The following is a 951-nucleotide window of genomic DNA, read 5'->3' as shown; positions in this document are numbered from 1 at the left end:
CCGTGTCGCCAACCATCACGCACTCTTTCGCAGGCACACCATAGTATGAACAAATCTCTTCCAGCATCATTGGGTGAGGTTTTGAGCGTGTTTCGTCCGCACAGCGCTCAATATCAAAATAGTGCCCAAGCCCGGTCGCCTTTAACGCGAGATTCAAGCCATTTCGACTCTTACCTGTAGCAACTGCCAAACTAAGACCACCCGCCTTAAGCGCCTCAAGCGTCTCAATAACGCCGTCAAACAGATTTTCCTGCGTCATCTCACGGCGAAAAAAGAACTCCGCATAAGATTGCCGCATATTTTCAACATCCTTATCCGACAGGCTTGGATACAAGCTTTGCAAAGCCTCCACCATCCCTAAACCAATAATATTCTTATAGGCATCATGCCCGAGATCGGGCAAGGAGAGCTTATTAGCGGCATACTCAAGACTCGCAACAATATGCTGCTCAGAGTCGACTAAAGTCCCGTCCCAATCAAATATATATACAGGGTACTTCATAACACTACACCAAGCCCATCTTTTTCAAATTAGCTTCATATACTTCGTCGTAGGGCGCCTCAAAACTCATCGCCCTACCGCCAGGCAAGGTAAAGTGAATCTCTTTTGCATGCAGCATCAATCGAGCTTTTTCCATTCCTCTAAACTGCACCAAATCGCGCGGGATATACTTATCATCCCCCACAATTGCATGCCCGGAAAATGCGGCATGAACACGAATCTGATGAGTTCGCCCGGTCACCGGCTTAGCTTCGACTAAGGTAAAATTCTCAGCACTAGATAAGATCTTGAACAAGGTCTGACTTGGCTTCCCGTCCTGGTGTACAACAACAATGCGTTCACCAGATTTTAATTCATTCTTCTTAAGGGGCGCGTCAACGCGCTTTTTATGCTTTGGCCACTTACCGAAAACGGCCATATGGTAAATCTTGTTAACCTCATCATTACGA

Annotated in this window: 2 protein-coding genes; both read right to left on the bottom strand. The window is 46.7% G+C overall.

What is annotated here, in order from left to right:
- Positions 1–502 (bottom strand): HAD-IA family hydrolase (locus A3735_RS06305; RefSeq protein WP_068637782.1); only part of this gene is annotated, 502 nt, incomplete at its 3' end.
- Positions 503–506: 4 nt separating this feature from the next.
- Positions 507–951 (bottom strand): RluA family pseudouridine synthase (locus tag A3735_RS06300; RefSeq protein WP_231882440.1); only part of this gene is annotated, 445 nt, incomplete at its 5' end.

This window comes from Oleiphilus sp. HI0061 (assembly GCF_001635675.1).
This window is presented reverse-complemented; position numbering and strand designations above follow the sequence as displayed.